Annotated in this window: 20 protein-coding genes; 12 read left to right on the top strand and 8 right to left on the bottom strand. The window is 42.5% G+C overall.

Annotated elements, in window-relative coordinates:
• Positions 1-8 precede the first annotated feature (8 nt).
• On the bottom strand, positions 9-1,124 hold the full coding sequence (locus GQS54_RS07670) for a PQQ-dependent sugar dehydrogenase (RefSeq protein WP_166423424.1): 1,116 nt from the start codon (positions 1,122-1,124) through the stop codon (positions 9-11).
• Positions 1,125-1,346: 222 nt separating this feature from the next.
• On the opposite strand from GQS54_RS07670, the gene GQS54_RS07675 reads away from it, so the two are divergent.
• Complete coding sequence (locus GQS54_RS07675) at positions 1,347-4,511, top strand: hybrid sensor histidine kinase/response regulator (protein ID WP_205967670.1); 3,165 nt, start codon at positions 1,347-1,349, stop codon at positions 4,509-4,511.
• A gap of 64 nt (positions 4,512-4,575) precedes the next feature.
• Here GQS54_RS07675 and GQS54_RS07680 read toward each other — a convergent pair whose 3' ends face one another.
• Both GQS54_RS07680 and GQS54_RS23035 read right to left on the bottom strand, forming a co-directional pair.
• Positions 4,576-5,256: a DUF2982 domain-containing protein gene (locus GQS54_RS07680; protein ID WP_166423425.1), complete on the bottom strand. Its 681-nt coding sequence runs from the start codon at positions 5,254-5,256 to the stop codon at positions 4,576-4,578.
• Positions 5,257-5,266: 10 nt separating this feature from the next.
• On the bottom strand, positions 5,267-5,416 hold the full coding sequence (locus GQS54_RS23035) for a hypothetical protein (protein WP_205967671.1): 150 nt from the start codon (positions 5,414-5,416) through the stop codon (positions 5,267-5,269).
• Between the two features lie 316 nt (positions 5,417-5,732).
• Between GQS54_RS23035 and GQS54_RS07685 the strand changes: the two genes are divergently transcribed.
• The 4 genes from GQS54_RS07685 (at position 5,733) to GQS54_RS07700 (ending at position 11,018) form a co-directional block, all read left to right on the top strand.
• Positions 5,733-8,396, top strand: coding sequence for a reprolysin-like metallopeptidase (locus GQS54_RS07685; RefSeq protein ID WP_166423426.1), 2,664 nt, complete (start codon positions 5,733-5,735; stop codon positions 8,394-8,396).
• Complete coding sequence (locus GQS54_RS07690) at positions 8,396-8,905, top strand: hypothetical protein (protein WP_166423427.1); 510 nt, start codon at positions 8,396-8,398, stop codon at positions 8,903-8,905. Before GQS54_RS07685 ends, GQS54_RS07690 begins: the two co-directional genes overlap by 1 nt.
• A 330-nt stretch (positions 8,906-9,235) precedes the next feature.
• Positions 9,236-9,676: a hypothetical protein gene (locus tag GQS54_RS07695; RefSeq protein WP_166423428.1), complete on the top strand. Its 441-nt coding sequence runs from the start codon at positions 9,236-9,238 to the stop codon at positions 9,674-9,676.
• 1,003 nt (positions 9,677-10,679) lie between these two features.
• Entirely contained in the window at positions 10,680-11,018 is a 339-nt protein-coding gene (locus GQS54_RS07700; RefSeq protein WP_166423429.1) for an FKBP-type peptidyl-prolyl cis-trans isomerase, read from the top strand.
• A 91-nt stretch (positions 11,019-11,109) separates the two neighbouring features.
• Here the strand turns inward: GQS54_RS07700 and GQS54_RS07705 are convergent, their stop codons facing one another.
• Positions 11,110-11,703, bottom strand: coding sequence for a LysE family translocator (locus GQS54_RS07705; protein ID WP_166423430.1), 594 nt, complete (start codon positions 11,701-11,703; stop codon positions 11,110-11,112).
• A gap of 99 nt (positions 11,704-11,802) precedes the next feature.
• On the opposite strand from GQS54_RS07705, the gene GQS54_RS07710 reads away from it, so the two are divergent.
• The 3 genes from GQS54_RS07710 (at position 11,803) to GQS54_RS07720 (ending at position 14,543) form a co-directional block, all read left to right on the top strand.
• Positions 11,803-12,255, top strand: a complete 453-nt coding sequence (locus GQS54_RS07710) for an Lrp/AsnC family transcriptional regulator (RefSeq protein WP_166423431.1) — start codon at positions 11,803-11,805, stop codon at positions 12,253-12,255.
• 233 nt (positions 12,256-12,488) lie between these two features.
• On the top strand, positions 12,489-13,550 hold the full coding sequence (locus GQS54_RS07715; RefSeq protein WP_166423432.1) for a M12 family metallopeptidase: 1,062 nt from the start codon (positions 12,489-12,491) through the stop codon (positions 13,548-13,550).
• A 276-nt stretch (positions 13,551-13,826) separates the two neighbouring features.
• The gene (locus GQS54_RS07720; RefSeq protein ID WP_166423433.1) at positions 13,827-14,543 is read left to right on the top strand and encodes an SGNH/GDSL hydrolase family protein; all 717 of its coding nucleotides are present in this window, start codon (positions 13,827-13,829) and stop codon (positions 14,541-14,543) included.
• 28 nt (positions 14,544-14,571) lie between these two features.
• Here GQS54_RS07720 and GQS54_RS07725 read toward each other — a convergent pair whose 3' ends face one another.
• Positions 14,572-15,102 carry a shikimate kinase gene (locus GQS54_RS07725; protein WP_166423434.1) on the bottom strand — a complete coding sequence of 177 codons (531 nt, stop codon included), beginning with the start codon at positions 15,100-15,102 and terminating at the stop codon, positions 14,572-14,574.
• Positions 15,103-15,257: 155 nt separating this feature from the next.
• Between GQS54_RS07725 and GQS54_RS07730 the strand changes: the two genes are divergently transcribed.
• From GQS54_RS07730 to GQS54_RS07740, 3 genes are read left to right on the top strand one after another with little or no spacing between them, the layout of a single operon-like run.
• Positions 15,258-16,262, top strand: coding sequence for an aspartate carbamoyltransferase (locus GQS54_RS07730; protein WP_166423435.1), 1,005 nt, complete (start codon positions 15,258-15,260; stop codon positions 16,260-16,262).
• Between the two features lie 55 nt (positions 16,263-16,317).
• Positions 16,318-17,613 carry a glutamate-1-semialdehyde 2,1-aminomutase gene (gene hemL / locus GQS54_RS07735; RefSeq protein WP_166423436.1) on the top strand — a complete coding sequence of 432 codons (1,296 nt, stop codon included), beginning with the start codon at positions 16,318-16,320 and terminating at the stop codon, positions 17,611-17,613.
• A 44-nt stretch (positions 17,614-17,657) separates the two neighbouring features.
• Positions 17,658-18,740, top strand: coding sequence for an adenylate/guanylate cyclase domain-containing protein (locus tag GQS54_RS07740; RefSeq protein ID WP_166423437.1), 1,083 nt, complete (start codon positions 17,658-17,660; stop codon positions 18,738-18,740).
• Between the two features lie 108 nt (positions 18,741-18,848).
• On the opposite strand, the gene GQS54_RS07745 is transcribed toward GQS54_RS07740, so the two are convergent.
• The 3 genes from GQS54_RS07745 to glnK form a co-directional block, all read right to left on the bottom strand.
• Positions 18,849-19,784 (bottom strand): Dyp-type peroxidase, encoded by a 936-nt coding sequence (locus tag GQS54_RS07745; protein WP_166423438.1) that lies wholly within the window; start codon positions 19,782-19,784, stop codon positions 18,849-18,851.
• A 364-nt stretch (positions 19,785-20,148) separates the two neighbouring features.
• Positions 20,149-21,423, bottom strand: a complete 1,275-nt coding sequence (locus tag GQS54_RS07750; protein WP_166423439.1) for an ammonium transporter — start codon at positions 21,421-21,423, stop codon at positions 20,149-20,151.
• A 20-nt stretch (positions 21,424-21,443) separates the two neighbouring features.
• A complete protein-coding gene (glnK, locus tag GQS54_RS07755; RefSeq protein WP_007103493.1) occupies positions 21,444-21,782 on the bottom strand; it encodes a P-II family nitrogen regulator in 339 nt (112 codons plus the stop codon).
• Positions 21,783-22,201: 419 nt separating this feature from the next.
• On the opposite strand from glnK, the gene GQS54_RS07760 reads away from it, so the two are divergent.
• Complete coding sequence (locus GQS54_RS07760; protein WP_346766559.1) at positions 22,202-23,083, top strand: hypothetical protein; 882 nt, start codon at positions 22,202-22,204, stop codon at positions 23,081-23,083.
• Positions 23,084-23,088: the final 5 nt, after the last annotated feature.

Consider the following 23,088-nt stretch of genomic DNA (forward strand, 5'->3'; position numbering starts at 1 on the left):
AAAATAGATTACTGCTGATAGGTTACCCTATAAATAACATTCGCGAAATCATCAGATACCAACAGACTCCCATCGGGCATCGTCAGTAAAGCTACAGGGCGCCCCCAAGATGTTTCATCGGCCTGTAACCAACCTTCAATAAAGGGTTGGTAATCGACAATTTCATTGTCTTTGAGCACAGCTCTCATCACCTTGTAGCCTGATTTTTTAGTTCGATTCCAAGAACCATGCTCAGCCACAAACAAACTATTTTTTAACGGCGCTGGAAACATATCGCCATGGTAAAAATGGATACCTAAAGGTGCCACGTGCGCAGCTAAATTGAATGCTGGCGCAATATAGTCTTCAGCTTTTTTATCTTCGCTGAATTCAGGATCTTGTACGGTACCGCCATGATAATAGGGATAACCGTAGTGGCCACCTTCTTTGTCTACGCGGTTAATCTCACAAGGGGGAATGTCGTCGCCCATCATGTCGCGACCATTATCACTGAACCACATTTGCTTAGTTTGTGGGTGCCAATCAAAGCCCACACTGTTGCGCACACCCTTAGCAACCCACACTCGCTCTTTGGTCTTAAGGTTGTACTTTAGAATAGATGCGAACTCAGGGTTATCGAAGTTTTTTCCGCCATTGGTCTGACAAATATTACATGGCGCACCAATGGGTATGTACAGCCAATCATCTGGCCCAAAATCGATATATTTCCAACCGTGATGCTTTTTGTCAGGTAAACCGTCAATCACCACTTCAGGAGCAGGTAAGTCGCGAAACGTATTTTCAATATTCGGATACTTAATGATACGACTCACTTCAGCCACGTATAAATCACCGTCTTTAATAGCTAAGCCAGATGGCATGGTCAAATCTTTAGCGATGGTGAGCACCTCTTCGGCTTTACCATCTTGGTCTCTATCAATAACAGCGCTGAGTACGCCGCTATCCCGACTGCCAACGAATAAAATACCGTTCTCACTCAGCGCCATCTGACGGGCGTTTTTCACATCTGAGGCATAGATATCAATTTTAAATCCGGCAGGTAATGTCAGCTTTTCCAACGGCAGCGTGTTAGCTATTCCTTGAAAACTAATAAAAGAAAGTAGAATCAAACGGCGAAGTATCATAGATTATTTCCAGTGATGGTAAAAACACAGTAACTATACCAATTCCACTTCCCTTGAGCGACGCCTTGTTAAAAAAAACGCTTGGTTCATATAGAGTAAATTTTTGTTTAATGGGATTTGAATTCACTAGTCATTTATTCTTACGGCTTCGAAGTTATCGCCCATAAGCTGAGCGATATAAGTACTCGTTAAACGGATTCATTTAGCCCAGCAGGAGATACCTTGAGGCCTCATTATCCACCAAGAACCATTATACATATTTGGCGAGCATTGCTGGTATGCCTAACATTTGGCATTGCATCCTCAGGGACAGCGCAACAGGCAGAGAGTTTAATACAGCTTATTTCCAAAGAACGTGAAGTAAGTTTGTCGTCATCTATTAGCGTCATGCAAGAGTCAGGCGTTGAACTCAGTGTGCTACAAGCACGAGATATGTTATCGCAGTTCGTTTGGCACACGGGTGGCAATCCCAATTATGGTTTTTCAGAGCACGGCATCTGGCTGTATACCACCCTTAGTAATGTAACGACGACAGACAAATGGGTGATCAGTGTGGCTTTTTCACAACTCGATAATGTCGATATGTATATTTTGCAAGACGGTCAGGTCATCGCATCAAGCTTCCAAGGTAAATTAGGCCAGCCATCTCATTATCGCCTACCTGTTCTAAAAGTTGATTTACCTTATGCCCAGACTGTCGAACTATTCGTGAGACTACAAAGCCAACATAGCAGTTTAGTCGCGCCGATCACTATACAATCATCTGAATCCCATGAAATTCAAAACTTTTATGATAATTTATTATGGGGCTTGTTTTACGGCGGTTTAATTATACTCGCCATATACAATTTAGTGGTCTATTTGGCCCTACGTGAAAACAGTTTATTAGCTTATGTTGGCTATATTTGCACTGTAATAATATGGCAATTCGTATGGGGCGGCCACGCCAATATGATGTTACCCCAAGGAATTTCTGACTGGTTTGATATGCACACTGACATCATTTTTGTGTTGATTGGCATTGGGTCAGGTATTTTTACCATTATATTTTTAGAGGCCAAACATACGGCGCCTAAAACCCTACCTTTCATTAAGGCAAGTATAGGATTATTGGCGTTAATGGGTCTGTGCTCGATGGTAAACCTGTTCCCACCGGTAACACAAAATGCCGCTGTCTATGTGGTGAGTATGTTAGCCATAAGTTGCTATACCTACGCAGGGTTTGAAAGCTACTCAAATCAATTTTATGCCGCGCGGTATTTCATTTTCGCTTGGACCATATTAGCGACTTGCGCCTTAATAGGCATGTTCAGTCTAGTGGATATTTTGCCTTCAAACTTCTTCACTACCTATTGCTTCCAATTTGGTGTGTTCTTTGAGTCTGCGCTGTTTTCCTTAGCGCTTATGGACAAGAGCCGCCACCAATTGGAATTAGAAGTACAACAAGCTACCAATGATTTACGCAATAATATCGAATTAGTCGAAGAACAAAACGTGCGCTTGGATATAGCACGCAAAGAAGCCGTTGCCGCCAGTAATGTAAAATCACAATTTTTAGCTAATATGAGCCACGAAATTCGTACCCCACTGAATGCAATCCTGGGTTTTAGTAAAGAGCTACAGCAAAGCAACCTTGCCGACGACAAACGCGACCAAATCAATATCATCAATGATGCTGCTGATAATTTAATGACTATCGTAAACGATGTTCTAGACGTATCTAAGATTGAAGCAGGCAAGCTACAAATTAACAGTCATCCTTTAGAGATTAATGAATTACTCGAAGAAATGATTGGTGTAATGGCTAAATCTGCGCATTTAAAAGGGCTGGAATTCGTTTATGACATCGAACCATTGCCTATGAAATTGATTGGTGACAGTTTTCGTATTCGCCAGATACTTAACAACCTATTAGGTAACGCACTCAAATTTACCGACCATGGCCATATAGGCTTAGCTGCATCAGGTCGCATGTTAGAGCACGGTATTTTTGAACTAGCGATTAAAATTGAAGATACAGGCATTGGAATAAGTCGAGAGGACAAGCGCAAATTGTTCACCGCATTCTCTCAGGTAGACGACGCACTTAATCGCTCATATCAGGGAACGGGGCTCGGTTTAGTTATTTGCAAAGAATTGGTTAAATTGATGCACGGTCAATTATCGTTACATAGTGCTCCCGGACAGGGCAGCGTGTTTAACGTTACCATTCGGATGAATATTTTAAATACTAAACCGAGTATTTCTGTCGAAAGCGAATGGAAAAATCAACAAATTTTATTATATGACCCATACCCTAATGCTCGGTTTACCGCGAGTAAATTGCTCCGAGCACTTGGCGCTAAGGTAACAAGCGCGGACTCGATAGCTTTCTTGCAAACCTGCACTCAAAAATTCGATTATCTTATGCTGTGCGTTCACCCTCAGGATCAAATTTCCAATGAGCAAGCATTTGAGTGCGCTGAGCATATTGATGCGACTCATAAAGTTCTGCTGTGTTCCGGCCAAGAATCCTGTGATCGTTTTTCACAACGTGCAGCTCAATTTTCTCCACAAATTCGCTTACCACTGACGCCTGGCAAGTTAAATGAAATCATGCACAAGCCCACTCAACAGCCAGTCAATGAGTTACAACAGCGCTTGCAAAATCTGCCCCCAGTCAACGTATTGGCCGTTGACGACATGGAAATGAACTTGAGACTGCTCAGTACTTGGCTTAAGCCGTCTCCGCTAACAATAGTGGAAGCATATAGTGGTCAAGATGCGGTGACGCTGTGTGAGGAAAATGAATATGATTTAATTTTGATGGACGTTCAGATGCCTAATATGGATGGCCTACAAGCGACTAAGCTTATCCGCTCTACCCCGCTCAATTTCGGAACACCTATCATTGCAGTAACAGCCCACGCATTTAAAGAAGAACAGCAACGACTTTTAAACAGCGGTATGGATGACTATCTTCCGAAACCATTAGATCTCTCTGACTTGGTCGATTTGATCAACCGTTGGTGCCATCAAGGCGACGAAGACAACGTACAAGAAGAGATATTCAACTGGCCACTAGCATTAAAACGCGCCAATCAAAACGCCGATGCCGCCCGGGACTTATTTAATCAGTTTATGCTTCAACTTCCAGAGTTTGCTGATAAATTCAGCCGCCTGAAAAATAAAACTAAGTACGATGAACTACAGCAAGTCGTGCACAGTTTACATGGTATTTGTTGTTATACCGGGGCGGCGGCTTTGCATTCGACTTGTGCTGAATTAGAGTGTCAACTCAAGCGTAAACAGTATATAAAAGTCCCAGCGTCATTGGTTAAACTCAGCTTCGATTTAGAAGATTTGCTTATGCAAGAAGATGTTATTAAGTTAACGATGCGTGACTAACAACCGACTCTTTGGCATGCCAATATCCACATTCTAAAATAATAATTGACGGTAAAACAAGGCACTACTTTACCTTGTTTTGCACATATTCTTGACACTCTCGCAGTAATAGCACGAAATCTTGTTCGCTGCGGTCAAGCTCAGATACGCTGATAAACAGATCATAACCGAGTCGTTGACGTAATTTAGTCATACGATTGGCTAGCATAGCTTGGATCCCAGTCAAAATAGTCCCGTCGGGTAATTTATGTTTGTCATCTTCTACTAAGTCATTACTGAAGCTTTCCCCTGACGCATTTTCGGCCTTGTCTCCGAGCAGCAAAAGTGGGCGCTGCTCCATAAGAAGATGGATCATCAAACGAATAGGTGTGGTGGTCAAAAATGGTCGATAATCCTTGAGTTTAATTCCTACCAAGCTTAAATCTTCTAACTGCAAATCACGATGGGCTCTAGGAACATCAATACGCTGAATATTGTCCCAGTTTACATACCATTGCCCTTTGCGATGTTGATAACAAATTGAATCATGGGACAGCTCAATACTAAAAATGGGTTCACGAAACTTAAACCATGCAATTAACAAGGCCACTATCCCCGCGCTGGTCACAAATATTCCTGCTAAGAAGAAGGATTCAGGCAACCAGCCAAATATTGCTGCACCTAAAAGCAATCCCCCAACACCAAACAGGCTGGTAGTAAGTACATTACGTTTTGCCGCAGCACGGATTTGAATTACGTCTTGCATACTGTTCCTTTCACTCAGCCCAAAATCCGAAATATATCAACCCCATTAAAATACCCCATACAATGATATAGCGGATACGCATACAGCGAGGACAATCCGTTTTAAAGAAGCGTAAAAAGCCAATATTATGGCTTTGGGTAGATTGTTTTTTTGCTGCCATAAACTACTTACATTTGTCATTTGGATGGGGATCTATTATCTCGTATTGTACCTGATTATCTTCCCAATCAAATGTGCGTTTATCCAATTCATATTCAGTTCATGTCTACCAGCGAGAATATTGCATTAGATTTGTTATACAAGTTTCATTATTTACCACTAAAATAAAGCCCATGTGATTATGCAAGCTTGGCATTTTTTCTCTGTCAGTATCGAGTGAAGAAGAACAAACACGGATGGGCTGTTCTTTAATTATAAGCTGGCCACTAACTTAGTCGGGCGATATATCCCAGGCAGTCAACATTCAAGGTTGTTTTATGCAAGTAGTAAATAGACAAGTAGTAAGAACAATAGCCCAACGTATTATGTTGGTCGTACTATCAGGCTTTAGTGCCTTAAATATCAATAGCGTATTCGCTGAAATAATATGGTTTGAATCTGCGCAAAGTAAATCTGTGACCTCTTCAAACGCCGCAAAAGTCAGCGCATCTAAAGGCTCCTATCAAAGTATTGACAGTGACAGCCTTGCTCAACATTTCAGCGATAAAAGCAGCGCAATCACCCTAGCCATCCCCTTGCCCGGCGGCACTGTTGCTGATTTTACGCTTACGCCGTCCGCCGTTATGTCACAAGATTTAGCCGACCGCTATCCACAGTATATGTCTTATAATGCCGTTCAAGTTAATGCTGCGCAAAATATTGGACGTTTCAGTCTGACACACAAAGGACTAACAGGTATATTTCGCCAGCAAAATCAATGGGTATTATTGTCTCCTTTGTATGAAAACAATGCGAGCCAATACATTAGTTATTATTACTCAGATTCTGCAGGGGACAGCTTACTTCCACAAGGTATTAATGATGCTTTATTCTCCCCTACTGCCTCCGATGATGAAATGAACATTGAGCTATCTACGGCTCAAAAAACCACAGGCGATACTCTTAAAACATATAGGTTAGCGCTGAGCGCAACGGCAGAATATACCGCGAAGGTGGGTGGCACAAAAGCTGATGTTGTAGCGGAAATGATCGCGTTGGTTAATCGGGTCAATCAAATTCTATTAATCGATACAGCCATTCAATTCGAGCTAATTGACAACGACGAAATCATTTTTACCGACGCCGACACAGACCCTTATTCCAATAGTGACGCCAACGCCGATATTGAAACGAATCAACAGGTGATCGACGATGCGGTCGGCAGTGACAACTATGATATCGGTCACTTACTTGCCACTAACCCGGGTGGTTTAGCATACGTCGGTGTGGTGTGCCAAAGCAATTTCAAGGCACAGGGCTATACAGGAAATACCAACCCGCAAGGCGAGCGTTTCTATATAGATTTAGTTATTCATGAATTAGGTCACCAACTTGATGCTGAACACTCTTTTAACGCCCAGGATTTAGACTCTTGTGACGAGGAGCAGCGCAGCAGTTCCAGTGCATTTGAACCTGGCAGCGGTTCCACTATTATGTCGTATGCTGGTATCTGCTCCTCTCAGAATATACAAAATAACAGTTCACCTTATTTTCATGCTGGCTCAGTGGAACAAATTCGAAACTACGTAGAAACAGGGCGCGGCCGTCTATGTGGCACGACCAGTAATATAACGAATTCAGCACCGAATCTCACATTAACGAATGATACCTACACGATCCCTGCAAACACTCCTTTTGTATTGGACGTAGAAGCCGATGATAGCGACTTATTGACCTATACTTGGGAACAAATCGATGCAGGGGGTTTGGATGGCGGCACAGCCAATGCAAGTGAAATGGCCAGCGATAATGGCGCTAATCCATTATTTCGTTCTTATGCTGCCGTAAGTGACAGCTATCGCTATTTCCCTGCACTGGACGATGTCTTGAATGACACTGTGAGTTTTGGTGAAGCGTATGCCACAACTAATCGTGAATTAAATTTCCGCGTGACCGTTAAGGATAATAAAGGTGGGGTAGACACCGCTGATGTATCCCTTGATGTTGTGGACACCGGCACTGAATTTACAGTGAATCAACCTAATGCAAGCAGTGTTTGGCAGGGCAATATCGCCCAAACTATCAGCTGGAACACCGCATTAACTGAAAATACGCCCATTAATTGTCAATTCGTCGATATTACTGCCGATTTAGACGGTGATAACGTTTTTGATAGTTCTCTTGCCAGTAATGCCCCCAACGACGGTGAACATGTCATCTTTTCTCCGAATACGAATACGACCAATGCCAGAGTCAAAATCAGCTGTGTAGACAATGTATTTTACGCTGTAAACCCAGCAAACTTTACCATTAACCAAGGCGATACTGCCGTTGCGCCAATTATCGATGGTCAATCCATATTAGCTGTTGATGAAGACAGCAGTATCACAATCAACTTGGATAATTTACACGTAACCGACCCAGACTCGTCTTATCCGGACAACTTCACATTAAGCTTAGAGGCTGGAGCAAATTACAGCTTAGAAAATATTGCCAAAGTCGTACCTGATACTAATTTTAATGGCGAATTGTCAGTCTCGGTTACCGTTAATGATGGCATCGAAGATTCAAATGCATTTGCACTCGTACTTAGTGTGAATGCAATTAACGATGCGCCAGAGGCAAGTGACGATAGCCAAACCGTCGAACAGGGTAGTGCTGCCACGCTAATAGATGTGCTTAGCAACGACACGGATATTGATGGCGACACATTGAACATCAGTACAATTAGTTACAGCGGTAGCTGTAGCGGTAAGGCAAGCATAAGTGGCAATCAAATTAGCTATCAACCCAGTGCGGGTTTCTCAGGAACTGAAAGCCTAACGTACATTGCCAGTGATGGCCGCTTAACCAGTAGTGCAACCTTAAGCATAACGGTTTCTGCAACGCCAACAACACCTGTGACTTCAAGTAATTCAGGTGGTGGCGCGTTAGGTTTCTTCTGGCTTTGGCTTATCGGCGCGATAACATTTATACGCCAATATCAAATGAGGCTTAATTGATGCTAAAGCCAATTTACTCTCGCGTTTTACTGGGTCCTGTTATGTTACTTGGACTCAGCAGTCTAAATGCTTGCGCCTGTTTTAGTGACTCAAACAAAAAAACAGCATCTGAATCCCGTTATGCAGATGAGCTTAACTCATCTAAAAATGTAAATCCGAGCAAGCTGATAGCTCAGATACAAAAAGTACCAGAGGCAAAATATACTATGACCTCAAGTGAACACCCGCTTAGCTGGGTTAATGACGCCGACCCTCTCGCCGATGCCCAGCAAGCTATTGCTAGCAGTGATTTTCGCTTATTAGCTTTTTCCGGTCGTGTTGTTTCAATACCCGGTATTGATTTATCCAAGCTAACACTTGATGTATTGCAGCGCCAATGCGGCTATCGCACAATAAAAGGTACAGGAGATACATTGCGTATTGGTGAGCAAACCTCATTGCGTTCCAAAGCGCACGATTATGCAGTTATTTATAATCAACACATATTAACGGAATGTGAGTTGCCATAGCGGTAGCTCAAGCTCAAGCTCAAGCTCAAGCTCAAGAAAATATATCTCGTATTATTTTTTGAGTATCTTAAAAACTACTCAAAAACGCCTTATTTTTAACCCCTAAAATAAAAATGGGCGTAATCTTTTCTTCAGCGCAATACACATAGCATTAGCTGATGAGTGTTTAGGTAATTAACACACCCTAGCCTGACATTTTAATTCTCTCTCGTCATCAATCACTTTGATATATCGCGCCAATTTATTAATTGCCACACCCATGCAGTCAGTGGTGAGGCAATTAATAGCAAGTTACCTCAGGGTGAGGTGATATCAAAAAGGATAAACGATATGAACAATATAAAAATGGCTTTTCTAACAGGTATGTTGGCATTGAGTATGTCAACGGCGACGAATGCTCAAGAATCAAGTTACTCATATGGAACAGTGTGGGAAGCCCATGGTATTCGAATATTACCCGGTCAATTTGAGAATTACATGGATCATCTATCCGGCAGTTGGAAACAAGTTTATGACTTTGCCAAAAAGGAAGGCCACGTTATTGACTACCACGTGCTTGCCACGAATAACGCAAGGAAAGGTGAGGCAGATATAATGTTAGTCATCGAATACAAAGACTATATGAAAACAGCTGAGTACCAAGATTTTCAAAAGAAAATAGATGAGTTGCTTGCTACCAACGAGCGCAAGGCTGATAAAGAATTTGGTGAAAGAGCAACCATGCGTGAAACCTTGAGTTCGATGCAATTTCAAGAGCTTGATTTAAAATAGTCAGACGCAAACTCCATGTTTTAGCACACATAACATGAAATAATTCTGCGCAAATGGCGTTCGTATTATCACTGATACATTACAAATGTGATTCGCCATGCAGCCCGTTTACTCGAAGCTTTTGCTGGTCATCATAAGTGTATTATCTTTCTCAAATCTTGCCTCAATCTATAAAATTGAAACGCTAAAAAGCGGAAATTATCGTTTCATAAAAGAGCAACTTCGCTCTGTGTTCATGATCACTAGACAAGGAGCACGCATTTCAAATCCAATGAATAAGGCTGCGGGCAGATGGCTAAAAGCACACATAAAATCGCGCTTTAACGTGCCCGTTAAAAACGTGATATAAAATTATAATCAATCTGATCGTATCTGTGGCGCTGAAGTGTTTGACGACCCTGATATTGTCTTTATGGCCCCCAAATATTAGCTCACAAACCGTTCAACTTAATTATCATGGACCCAATGATGACGAAGGGTCCATAAATATGCTGTTCGAACCGTAAAAATTACGCTTTGTCGTCGATTAGATAATCATCAGCCGAATGCCACAGCAAAACTGTGGAGTTACGATATTCAGGAAATGATAAACTCAACGTAAACCGGACTAACGTATGATTAAACCACCGTTGTCGGCGGCCATACTGATAATAGCAACAAACAAAATTTGCACATTATTTACGTTATTTGAATCAGCTGTAAAGCCAAGTTACAGCTGGTGCTCATGCAGGTAAATTATTAGCAGACATTCAGAAATCGGTCGCTCTAAGCGAGTTTAGTGATCTGGCAAACTATGAACAATGACTGCCGCTAAACATTGAAGGCCTTTAAAGATACTTAATGGAAGAATCGGCTGCGAGTTGTCGTCCAGATATTTATCGACCGTAAGCACTTATCCTCGCTATTCAGCTAAAGCTGTAAAGCGTAAAATAGGTTCTATGCTAAATTCGATAGTATTTTGGGTAAACAGCAGTTTCAATAACCTCTAAAATAAGCGACAAATATGCAAGATGAAGTGAAATTTACCGATTTAACAGAAGGTAGCGGAAAAGCCATAGAACGTGGTGCGCTAATCACCGTCAACTATCGCGGTTATCTCGAAGATGGCAGCGAATTTGACTCGTCATATAAGAATGATGCGCCATTTCAAATTGTACTAAGCAACAAGCGCGTGATCCAAGGCTGGATATTAGGCCTTAAAGGTATGAAGGAAGGTGGCAAACGCAAACTATGGGTGCCTGCATCTCTTGCTTATGGTGAGCGACAGATTGGCAATATGATCCCGTCTAACGCCAACTTAACCTTTGAAATAGAATTACTCGAAGTACTAACTCGGGATTAATTTAGTCGAATAACACTATATTCAATACTCAGTTAAGCAACAATTGATGCTGGATTGTCCCACTGAAAGCGCTCGACTCAATATACCCTTGCTATAAAAATACTGGATACATAGACGCAACTAATAATCCGGCCATGGTGTAATTGAACACCCTTAAACGTTTATTGTTGGTCAACAAGCTTTGAATTTTTTGCCCTAAAACCGTCCAGCCACTAATACATGGAAGGTTCACCGAACCAAATACTCCTGCCACCATTAGCACCGCCATAGCACTTTTCGATGGCGCATAAACGCTGATTGCAGTTAACGCCATTGTCCATGCTTTCGGATTCACCCACTGAAACATGACGGCCTGTAAAAAGGTCATAGGTTTAGCATTCCCAGATTTATCTGTAGATGTAGTAGACGAAGTCGCTATTTTGTAAGCCAAATATAACAAATAACTGACACTAACTATTTTCAAAATATGATAGGTAATGGGAAAAAGATCAAATAATTGCATAATCCCTAACCCCACTAAAACCACCATTAGCGTAAAGCCTGATGCGACTCCAAGCATATGCGGCAAAGTACGCTTTACACCATAATTTGCACCCGACGCCATCAACATAAGATTATTCGGCCCAGGGGTAATCGACGACACAAAGGCAAAAAGTATTAACGCGCTGAGTATTTCGAATGTCATTGAAGTTATTTCACTGTTTGAGGTTATGTGCAATTATAAAGAGCAAAACACGAAATTACCGTGCCATTAACGACGAAATAACCAGCTTAAGCACAATAAATGATTAAAAAAGATAATTATAACAAACAAATATTGCAAGAGCTTAGTCAACATGGTCGTATCGCCAACACTGAACTAGCTGAAAAAATTGGTTTATCTCCATCCGCCTGTTTGCGCAGAGTTCAGGAATTAGAAAACAGCGGTATTATAAGAGGTTACCGAGCCATTTTAGATAGCGAATTATTAGGCAACGGTTTTATTGCCTATGTTACGGTCGGTTTAGGAGAGCACACTAAAGGTTCACAAGATGCGTTCGAGCGAGCCATCGCTAATGCAGATGAAGTTACAGAATGCCATAACGTAACCGGCTCATTCGAATATATTTTACGCGTCGAAACCTCTAATTTGAAAACGTACAAGACCTTTCATACAGACATACTTGGTACCCTACCCCAGGTGAGTACCATCACCACACACGTTGTAATGGACTCACCCAAAGACCAACGGGCATAGCCATCATAATAAGAAATGTCTCAGATCATGTTTGAGAAGATTGAATCTTTAACACTCGTAAACTAGCTTTAAAAGGTGCCTATCTGTTTTTCCAGCATGCACGCCCAAGGCGCTCGCGCAGTTTCGAAGTACCCGCCCCAAAAACACAGAAGCAATAATGTCCGATACTTGTCAGTGCCTGATAAATTAGACATCGGCTACAGGACTGAGCTTACCTACAGAAGGATTTGAAAATGAATACATGTGAGCACAATGTGTCCAAATATTGTGATCTACCGCTAGTAGTGCCGCGAAAGCTAGCGCCAGATATTGATCAGAACCGTGAATCTTTAGTACGTTATATTGAGAAAAAGTGGGTTAACCATACGGTATTACATTATTACTTTATGCAAAATAGAAGCGATTTAACCGCCCCCCTTGCTCAATTAGAAGCGGCAAGAGACGCCTTTAACGAATGGAAAAACCTAGGTCTTGGTCTAGAGTTTATGGAAGTTTCCCAAGCCGTCGACGCAGAAATTCGAATCGGTTTTACGCCCGGAAGCTCTTGGTCATATGTTGGTCGTGATTGCATAGATTTGGTACCAAACTCCGCGCAGCAAACTATGAACTTTGGTTGGGACTTGACCACTGCTTATGGCCACGATACCGCTCTACATGAAATTGGCCACGCTATGGGATTCCCCCATGAACATCAAAATCACAAGGCAGGTATCGTCTGGAATGAAGAAGCGGTATATGCCGCTTTTGCTGGGTCACCAAATTTTTGGGAAAGGGACAAAACGTACCATAATATAATTCGTAAGATATCCCCCCAAGATGCGACCGGCTCGTCTTGGGACAGAGATTCCATTATGCATTACCAATTTCAAGCAGGTTTAATATTACAACCGGTCGGGTATGAGAATCGGCCCTTGATACCGGCACCCGGTTTATCCGAAATGGATAAGCAAGAAGCACGCAAATTTTACCCTTCCAATAGCCAATTGCAATGGCCTACGTTAGAACCGTTTCTATCCCATAAGCTGGATATAAAACCCGGAGAACAATTAGATTTTACCATTGAGCCTAAAATCAGCCGCACGTATAACATCCAAACTTTTGGCAGTATGGACACCGTTATAGTACTTTTTGAAGATGATCATGGTGAGCCAATATTTTTAGCCGGTGACGATGATAGCGGCACAAATTACAATTCTAAAATCGAGTTACGCCTCATAAATGGCCGACGATATTATCTGCGCTTAAGGTTATATAGCGAAGGTACATCAGGCGAAGGTGGAATTATGCTGTGGTAAAAAATCAGGCTAGATACTATTTAATCTAGCCTCGTTTTGATAAAGCCTCTCATCACAAACGAAATCAAGAAAAGCGATATACAATAACGACCATAAAGCAATGATGTTATTAATTTAGTCGCAAAACGCAAGGACGCATTAAGTATTAACGCATCGAAGTGAATTTAGTAACTCACTCATACTTAAGTCTCCCATACGTTGAAAGCCCTTGCCCCTAGAGAGCTTGCTTTATAGGATGATGAAAGTCTCTACATATCAATTTCATTTGGACACGTTATGCTTTACCAAGTTGCATCAGTTTTACTCAGCCCAATATTTTTCGTGCAAGGTAAGTATGTCAGGCGAGTTACCCCAAAACTACCCGAACCGGATGGTCCGCGACATGGAGTAGTAGGCCTTGGTGAACCAATATCTTTGCTGGTGATTGGCGACTCAGCAGCAGCAGGGGTGGGCGTTGAATATCAACAACACGCGCTAGCAGGCAACATACTGAATATACTTGGCTCGCGCTATGAAATCTCATGGAAGCTCATGGCTAAAACAGGTGATACATCGACTCAATTATTAGATAAAATCCGCAACTCTGCGCTCGGCGAAACCTATGACACGGTTATAATATCAATCGGTGTAAATGATGTAACAGGCCTGACTTCAGCCAAAAGCTGGACAAACAACCTAGATTTGATCACGCGAGCCTTACACGAAAAATTCACGGCGAAACGGATATTGTTCTCAAGCTTACCCCCCATGCACTTGTTCCCTGCACTACCCCATCCTCTTCGATGGTGGTTAGGCACCAGAGCCAAGCAATTAAATGAATTGGCTAGGCAGTTCTGTAAGCACACTCCAAACTGCTATTTTATCAGTGTACCCTATCCGCTAGACCAAAGATTTGTCGCTGCTGACGGATTCCATCCAGGTGCTCCCGCCTATCAATTGTGGGGTGAATATATTGCTGAAATAATGCATGAACATTTAACTAAAAATATATGAAAAATCATATATTAACTAATTGAGACGGTTATATTTCTACGTGTAATAGCGCTAAGTCTACGGGATTTTTGATAATACGTTTTTTTGTACCTTGATACTCGTTAAACAACATATTATGAGCAGCATAAGAAAAAGTGTCAGTGCGGGTATAATAGTGAATTATCCAATCCACCAGCATAGACAGATTAGCGTTTTGGGCTTCTTCTGATGGATATTTATGCGGTTCCCATGACCGATGACGCGCATTTTCAATACACGCTTCTACTGGCAAATCAGTAAAAATAAGCAAGTTGGCTTGGCCTATTATATTTTCTAGTAGATCTGCATAACATCCCTCAATTACCCAACCCTGCTGGGTATCTATAAACGCATTAACATTGTACATCGAGTCGCTGATAGTAGCGCGTTCGGGGATTTCTGTTGGTAGCCAAGCCACCGTATCTAAATCTAAATGGCCAATATTGAATTTTTTGCCAATACGTTGAGCTAAAGTTGATTTACCTGAACCTGAATTACCAAAAATAACGATACGCTTTGGCGTATCAATCTGCTTTTTCATTGTATTCCCCGAGCGTATTGCATTGGAACCTATTATTCATAGCTAATTTAGCATTGGTTAATGACAAATTGACGAATCATTACAATAGATTTCGCCTTGTCGCCAATAAATTTGATAAAATCGCCGGCGGTTTTCTCAACATAGGCGCAGGGCAAATGAAATTCGAAGGCAGTCATATTCTTTCCGTAAATCAGTTCGATCGTGAGTCGATAGAACGCGTGTTCGATGTCGCTAATCAAATGGCGCCCTATGCTAAACGTCAAAAGCGCACTACGGTGCTGGACGGCGCCATTTTAGGTAACTTATTTTTCGAGCCAAGTACCCGTACTCGCGTTAGTTTTGGTACCGCTTTTAACTTACTTGGTGGAGATGTTCGCGAAACAACAGGTATGAGTAATTCAGCTTTGGCCAAAGGTGAGTCTTTGTATGATACCGCGCGCGTATTAAGTGGTTATTCTGACATTATCGCCATGCGTCACCCTGATTCTGGCTCAGTTGCTGAATTCGCCCAAGGCAGTCGCGTACCCGTTATCAACGGAGGAGACGGTGCAAATGAGCATCCCACTCAAGCATTACTCGATTTGTATACCATTCAAAAAGAATTGCTCTACCACGGTGGCAATATAGATGGTCTGCACATCGCAATGATTGGTGATCTCAAATACGGACGAACCGTACATTCTTTATCTAAATTATTATGCCTGTTTAAAAATGTTCGCTTCACCCTAATATCACCTAAAGAACTAGCTATGCCTGATTCTATACTCAGCAGTATTGAAAATGCTGGGCACAGTTATACTATGAGTGAAACGTTAGAGGGTCATCTCGACGCCGATATTTGTTATCAAACTCGCGTTCAAGAAGAACGCTTTGACTCGCAAGAAGAAGCCAACTTGTATCGTGGGAAATTTCGCTTAAATCAACAAATTTATACTAAACATTTTCAATCTAAAACAGTGATTATGCACCCACTGCCTAGAGATTCACGCATAGAAGCAAACGAATTAGATAATGATTTAAATATGAATCCCAATTTGGCTATTTTTCGCCAAACTGACAATGGTGTATTGGTGCGTATGGCGCTGTTTGCTTTGACACTTGGCGTGCAAGATATCGTCAGTAAATTCGATAAAGAAGTGCATTGGTACAGTGGCCACTAACGCCGCTAGCATGCAATTTTACCCTTTAAAAGATGAATAAGAGAAGATCAACAATATGCAAAAATCAGAACAGCTATTTGCCCGGGCCCAAAAACACATCCCCGGTGGCGTCAATTCTCCCGTGCGCGCTTTTAAAGCGGTAGGTGGCACCCCTCCCTTTATTGAGAAGGCTGATGGCCCGTACCTTTATGATGTTGATGGCAAGCAGTATATTGACTACGTTTTATCATGGGGCCCGATGGTATTGGGCCACAATAATTCTGTGATCCGCCAAGCGGTAATCGATGCCGCACAAAATGGGTTAAGTTTTGGCGCGCCTACAGAAGCAGAAGTGATTATCGCCGATTTAGTTAGTGAATTAGTGCCATCGATGGAAATGCTACGCATGGTAAACTCCGGTACAGAAGCGACAATGAGTGCTATTCGCTTAGCCAGAGGTTATACCAACCGCGATAAAATTCTTAAGTTTGAAGGTTGTTACCATGGTCATGCGGATGCACTATTGGTCAAAGCGGGATCAGGAGCACTCACCTTTGGGGTACCTAGTTCACCGGGCATTCCAGCTGACTTCGCCAAACATACTCTGACCATGGAATACAATAATATCGATTCTGTAGTTCAAGCGTTTGAACAATACCCTGACGATATAGCTTGCATCATAGTAGAGCCTGTTGCTGGTAACATGAATTGTATTCCCCCTGTCGATGGTTTCTTACAAGGTCTGCGTGATGTATGTGACAAATATGGAGCAGTGTTGATCTTTGATGAAGTGATGACCGGTTTTCGGGTAGCTCTTGGCGGCGCACAGGAAAAATATAATATCGTTCCAGATTTAACCTGCTTAGGTAAAGTCATTGGAGGTGGAATGCCTGTTGGCGCATTTGGTGGCAAGCGTGAAATAATGCAACAAATAGCGCCTTCTGGTCCAGTTTATCAAGCTGGCACTCTGTCAGGTAACCCAGTGGCGATGGCCGCTGGATTAGCCTCATTAAACCAAGTAAAAAAGCCGGGCTTATATAAAGATTTAAGTGAAGCTACCAAAACCCTTGCTGAGGGCATAAAGGCCATCGCAACGCGTCACGGTATTCCGATGTCCGTTAACTATGCAGGCAGCATGTTTGGTTTATTCTTTACAAACGTTGAGCGCGTGACGAATTACCAACAAGCAATTAACTGCAATACTGAGCAATTTAATCATTTCTATCATGGCATGTTAGAAAATGGTGTTTACTTGGCACCTGCGTCTTATGAAGCTGGTTTTGTGTCGACCCAACACAGCCCAGAGGTTATTCAACAAACTTTGGATATCGCAGACAAGGTTCTGGCAGACGTAGCCAAAAAGTTCGGTTAATGTAGTAAGACTTAATCACTCGCTAACGAAACAATGTAAGTTTTATGTTTGAATCTATCATGCACCCCTTACCCCTTGTTTTGTTAGCGATTTGTGCGCTTTTTATCGGTATTATTTGCATTTTAATCCTCAAGCTACGCGCACAAACACAATCTCCTGTTATACCCAAGCTGCGCGTAAAACTTGACGTTCAAAGTGATTTATCTCCTGACCGTTTTGAGCAAAAGGCTGATGAAGCATTGCGCTTACGTCATACTTTTCAAAAATTTGTGCCTAAACAGTTTGTTGACCATTTTGCTAAACATGGTTCAAGTGTGCTCGAGCTCGGTCATGCGGTAGAAGACGATGTGGCGATATTGTTTTGCGACATTCGCGGCTTTACAGGCTTGTCAGAACAGATGAGTCCTCAAGAATTAATGCGCTTTTTAAACTCCTATTTCTTACGTATGAACGACCCGATTCATCTCAATAGGGGCTTTATCGATAAGTTTATTGGCGATGCCATTATGGCTTTGTTTGATCATCCCGGCGGCAATAACGAAGATAAGGCGAGCGACGCAATATGTGCTGCGCTAGATTTGCGTTATGCGCTCAACATCTATAATCAGCACCGACAAAACAGTGGCTATGCTTCGATTGATATAGGTGTGGGAATTCATTTTGGGCCCGTTGTGTTAGGCACTGTGGGCTCAGATGATCGCATGGACACCACGGTTATTGGTGATAGTGTAAATATTGCTTATCGCCTTGAGGCCTTAGCGCCTATTTATCACAGTGATATTGTTGTAAGTGCGCAAGCATTACAACAAGCCGCTCAACCTCAGCGATTTACCTCTCGGCTGCTTGATTGGATAAAGGTGAAAGGTAGAAGTACGGCAATAGAGGTTCACGAAGTAATCGCTCACTTACCACAAGACATACAGCAGAAAAGGCTAGCTAACACAGGGTTGATTAAACAAGGTCTCGGCCATCGATTTAAGCAGAGTTGGCCGCAAGCAATTGACTGTTTCGAACAAGCGGCCGTACTCAACCCAGACGATTACTTACCTCGTTTGCATATTAAGCAGTGCCAACATTTAGCCACACTTACCCTACCTCATGATTGGGACGGTACGGTTCAGTTGTAATTATCTAGTGTCCGTTGAACCTGCTTAACTGACTCGTTTATTTTAGTAGATAGAATTAGCGCTCGAATGATTAATGACTGGTGGCACAAATTCATTCGACTCAAAGGCTTAAGAGTGACTCGATAAGCTTGCTCGCTGTTTAATAAAGGTTAACGAAGGAGCAAAAAAAGCGGCGCCGGTCTCTGCACTGGTATAATCTAACAATCTGTCATACTCACCATTTTCATCATTCATGATCATACTTCGTAGCATGTATTCAAATGGCTTTGAGCTCTTAGCGCAACTTACAAAAAATAGCCCCTGCACATGCATATCACCATAAGGCATACTTTGGCGTAAAATACCCAGTGCTTTGCCTTGATTATCAACTATCCGTGTACAGTCGAAATGACTACGTGGTGATTTCAACGCTTCGCTCAACGAACTGTTATCTGATTTTTTGCGGCCCATAATATACTCTTGCTGAACCGTAGAAAGCTGCTCCCATTTAACAATATTATGCCGATAGCGCTGAACGTGGATATAGCTGCCTCCAGCGAAATCAGGATCTAGCTCCCCCACTAATGCCGTATCTAATTTTTGCATACCTTTAGGATTGTCAGCGCCATACACAAAGCCAGTTAAATCACGGCCATCCAAATATCTAAAGCCCCGAATATCTTCCATTAAATCGACGTGAGAACCCAATATACGGATAATGTCCATGGCCAACCGATGGCAAATATCAGCTCGGTCTGCGCGCACCTGGATAAATAAATCACAAGGTGAAACCGGCGCACTGCGATCGTCATAATGCATATCAGGAAATGGGGCTAACTCAACAGGTATTAACCCCGGATACACTTCGTGCCAATAGCTACTGCCGATAGCCACCACACCGGAAACCATTGCCTCATAGTGTTCTTCATCGTAGTGTGCAAACAAGTCAGTTATTTGCGCAATTTTGATGCGCATCAAGCTGTCATCGTCGTCGTTAACATTCAGCAGTAAGTATAGGGCGTGCAAACTTGGCTCGGCACAAATCCCTTTTTGTGGTTGTAGCATAAAACTCTTAGTGTGGTTGCGGTTTTAGTCATGCGCTGCATATACCATAGCCATTAATGAACTTCAGTATGATTGCACCCTCTATGGGGTTTGACGCTTACCTGTAATATACGCGATTTTATGTGTGACGTATAATTCATTGAATACTGGCACAACTTGCTGAAACTGCGAATAAGAGATGCTATCCATATTTTGTGGTTCGTGCTGTATCGACTGGCCGATACCCTGTGCAATATTGCATAGGAAAGAACATCATAAAAAAACCCCGCATATGCGGGGTTAGAATCGTTCTTAATGTTACCCACCAAATGACTTGGGGGTTAAGTGGATAGTATTATTATTATTCCACCTTATCGTTTCGTTCCTAACGACCATTGCCGTTAGTAAAGTCTGGGTAAGCTTCTAAACCACACTCACTGATATCCACACCTTCGAACTCTTCTTCTTCACTGACTCGGATACCCATTACCGCTTTCAATATTCCCCATACGATTAAACTCGCAACGAATACCCAAACGAAAATAGTCAACGCGCCAACAAACTGACCTAAATAAGTCGCACCGTCATTAGTAGCTGGTACCACCATGACACCGAAGAAACCTACTACGCCGTGAACTGAAATAGCGCCAACTGGATCATCAATTTTCAATTTATCAAGACTAAGGATAGAAAATACCACAATCACACCACCAATAGCGCCAATAAGCGTAGCACCTAAAGCTGACGGAGTAGACGGCTCAGCAGTTATGGCTACTAGGCCTGCAAGAGCACCGTTAAGCACCATGGTTAAATCGGCTTTCTTGAACAGAATTTTTGCAACGATAAGAGCAGCTATTGCACCACCTGATGCGGCAGCATTCGTGTTTAGAAACACCATCGCTACTGAGTTAGCATTAGCGATATCGCCTAGTTTCAATACTGAGCCACCGTTAAAGCCAAACCAACCCATCCATAAGATGAATGTACCTAAAGTCGCCATGGGCAAGTTTGCACCTGGGATAGCATTTACTTTACCGTCTGCTGAATACTTGCCTTTACGTGCGCCAAGTAATAATACACCGGCTAACGCTGCTGCAGCTCCTGCCATATGTACAATGCCTGAACCCGCAAAATCAGAGAATCCAAAATCATCGCCAAGGCTATATAAACCAAACACAGAGTTACCACCCCAAGTCCAGCCGCCTTCCATTGGGTAAATGAACCCAGTCATCACAACAGCGAAGGCCAAGAAAGCAAAAAGTTTCATACGCTCGGCTACCGCACCAGATACGATTGACATAGCGGTTGCTACGAATACTACCTGGAAGAAGAAGTCTGATGCATTAGAGTAAATAGAACCGCCTTCGAAACCGTCTTCACGTGTCGCAAATTCGCCTAATTTTTCTGCAACATCAACGTTTTCTATACCTGTTAAGAAGTAATCGCCACCGTACATGATTGCGTAACCACACACGAGATACATCGTACATGAGATTGCGAAAAGCGCGATATTCTTAGTTAGAATTTCAGTTGTATTTTTTGAACGAACCAATCCTGCTTCTAGCATAGAGAAGCCAGCGGCCATCCACATAACGAGTGCGCCACACACTAGGAAGTAAAACGTATCCAAAGCGTATTGTAAGTGAAATGCTTGTTCCATTATTATTATCCTCTGTCTCTCTAAATAGCTTCGCCGTCGGTTTCACCGGTACGAATTCGAACTGCATGTTCTAGGTCGTAAACAAATACTTTACCGTCACCAATTTTGCCGGTTTTCGCAGCACCTACGATGGCTTCAACCAAGCGCTCAACTTGATCATCTTGTACCGCGATCTCTAGTTTCACTTTTGGTAAGAAATCCACTTGATATTCCGCACCGCGGTATAGTTCTGTGTGGCCTTTTTGACGCCCAAAACCTTTGACTTCGGTAACGGTTAATCCGTCAATTCCTATTTCAGAAATGGCTTCGCGCACATCATCTAGCTTAAACGGCTTGATGATAGCTGTGACTAATTTCATATTGCTGCTCCCGGTAATTATTATGATTATTAACGCTATAATTACAGTAGATAGAACAAAAGCTATGCCATAAATTTTAAATCAATAAAATCATATAGTTATAATAAAAACCCGCTTTTTTATTAACTCTCTTCGCACAAAATTGGATCAATTTTGCGCAAGTGCACCTATTTGGCGCATAAAGCAGTTTATAAACTTTGCAGGATTAAATTTCAGCTTGAATTTGCCGTTATATAGGCGAGATTGAAACACATTGAATGTGCACAGAAATCGAGGAGAAATAGGGCGCGGCCTGAATGATGAGTGACGAATGACAAGCCATTGGCGTCTTTACACTACCTTTACACTGCTATAACTGAACTTACCTTCTCATATGTTACTCTACTGGGTTTTACTTCCTTAAAGTTATTAATGATCACGTGCTTATAACATACCCCTACCCAATGAAAGCGGATTTCAACCCTAGCCTACCGCGAAGACCAAAAGCGAAAGTGGGAACATTATGGATAATTTTGGCGTCTTTATTGTTGCACCTAGTTATTGTAATTTTGATTGCCCGCAGCCCAAATGAAATCCCCAGTTTCGAAACGGCAAATGATGCGGCACCGAAAACCAAGCCCATAGCGGCACGTTTGATCTTCACCCCAATCAGCCAGCCTAAGGAACCAGTACCTGCAGATAAACCTGAACCCGCTAACGATGTTAATGCCGTAACGACATCTAAGCCTGCACCGACGCCAGATGCCACATCGAAACGAGAACCCCCTGTGACGGTTGAATCAGAACCTGTAGCGGTGGCCCCACCTGAGCCAATAGCATTGCCTGAGAGCGTTCCTGAATTGCCACCTGACGAAGTATCACAGTCAGAAGCAAAGAGTGAAGCCAGTTTTGTACAGCACGATCCGTTAGCACTTCCTGAAAGTAGCAAGAGACCGCATATCGCTAAAGGGCAAAAGCAAACCGTTTCTGACAAAGTGAAGGATCAATTGCATACCTCATCGCAACGTTCAATTGCAGAGTTGGCGGCCGAGGAAGCTGCGCGGTATCGACAAGAACAAACCTCTCCAAGCCTGCTTGATAAACCAGAATTGAGTCAGTTAACCGAAGATGAAAAATTGCAAAAGGCAAATGAAGTGCTTGCAGACTGCTCGAGCTATACCAATAAGGGGATTGCTATATTGGCGGGATTAACAGGCGGCAATATCAAATGCACCACAACCAATGGCGCGGAATCGTTTATTCAGGATAGGCTGAATAAAACAGCCCACCTACCTGCCATGAAAGATAACAAAGACAAATAACTTTT

The sequence above is a fragment of the Paraglaciecola sp. 20A4 genome, assembly GCF_011378905.1.
Taxonomy (GTDB): Bacteria; Pseudomonadota; Gammaproteobacteria; order Enterobacterales; family Alteromonadaceae; genus Paraglaciecola.